Source organism: Nostoc sp. 'Peltigera membranacea cyanobiont' 232 (assembly GCF_002245985.1).
GTDB lineage: Bacteria > Cyanobacteriota > Cyanobacteriia > Cyanobacteriales > Nostocaceae > Nostoc.
In genome coordinates this window covers 1-1,125 of sequence record NZ_NOLK01000394.1, presented here as the reverse complement: position 1 = coordinate 1,125, position 1,125 = coordinate 1, and the positions used below count along the sequence as shown (strand labels likewise).

Here is a 1,125-nt window from a genome sequence, read left to right as displayed (position 1 = left end):
GTTATAGCGGTATGCATTTGAATGAGATACGAACTTATGTACTACAAGGATTGTGTACTGAAATTAATAGTTACCTAGAAAACTTTAGACTGGTTCTAAATATTCAGTGAAACAGTAGCAACAATGAGTAAACCAGTTATGAATATCTTGGAGAGAGACTTTTTGAAAAGCCGTATCAATGGCTTGAGCTAAGTCATTATAGGTACGAGGCGCAAGAGAACGAATAAACTCTTTGAGCTTTGACCAACAGTTTTCTATGGGAGAGAAATCAGGGGAATAGGCAGAGAGAAAGTGTAGAGTTGCTCCTGCTTGTTCTAGGATCGGGCGTAACTCGGCTTCTTGATGAATGGAGGCGTTGTCCATGACCACGCAGGCTCCCGGCCAGAGGTTGGGTACTAATCGCTGGGCAATAAATGCTTCAAAAGTTAGTCCATCTACTGCTCCTACAATAGCAATAGAAGCAACAACACCCCGTAATGCGATCGCACCGATGAGACTGACATTTCGACCTCGTTGTTGAGGACGAGTTCCATAAGCTCTTTGTCCTGATAATGCCCGTCCAAATCGGCGAGTCATTCCTAAGTTCACTCCCGCTTCATCTATAAAGACTAAATTCTCCACAGGTAAGATGGTCATTCTTTGTCGGTACTCTCTTCGCAAGTTTTGAACTCGGTCTGGAAAGTCTTTCACTGGCGTGAAGCGTTTTTTTTTGCGGGTCAATCCCAAACGAGTCAATACACGACTAATGGTCGAGCTACTCACCTGAACCTGAGTCTGTTCATTTAGTTGTTCTCTCAACTCCTCTAAGGTGGCATCATTCTTCTGTTCTACTAGTTCTCCCAGAACTATTATGTTTTCTGGACTTAGTTTCAGGCTTTGACCTCCTCCATGACTCTTGGGTTCTAGTGTTCCCTTCTCTGTGTATTGTTTGAGTAGTTTATATATAAAACTTGGGGCAACTCGGAACCGCTCTGCTAACTTACGTTGAGATATAGATTCCCGTTCATAGGTTTCCGTAATTTTCCGCCGCAAATCTATAGAGTATGGTTTCATTGCTGACAATTTTGACTCATTTTCTCTTTATAGTACATTTGATTGTCTCTCACTCAACTGAAAACCGCTATA

General features: G+C 42.2%; 1 protein-coding gene. It reads right to left on the bottom strand.

The window, feature by feature from the left end; genetic code table 11:
* Nucleotides 1-84: 84 nt before the first annotated feature.
* The gene (locus tag CDG79_RS40575; RefSeq protein WP_094347049.1) at nucleotides 85-1,053 is read right to left on the bottom strand and encodes an IS630 family transposase; all 969 of its coding nucleotides are present in this window, start codon (nucleotides 1,051-1,053) and stop codon (nucleotides 85-87) included.
* Nucleotides 1,054-1,125: the final 72 nt, after the last annotated feature.

Bases quoted from the DNA above. Each gene is read 5' to 3' on its own strand.
- CDG79_RS40575 (WP_094347049.1), bottom strand. From the start codon at position 1,053: ATGAAACCATACTCTATAGATTTGCGGCGGAAAATTACGGAAACCTAT.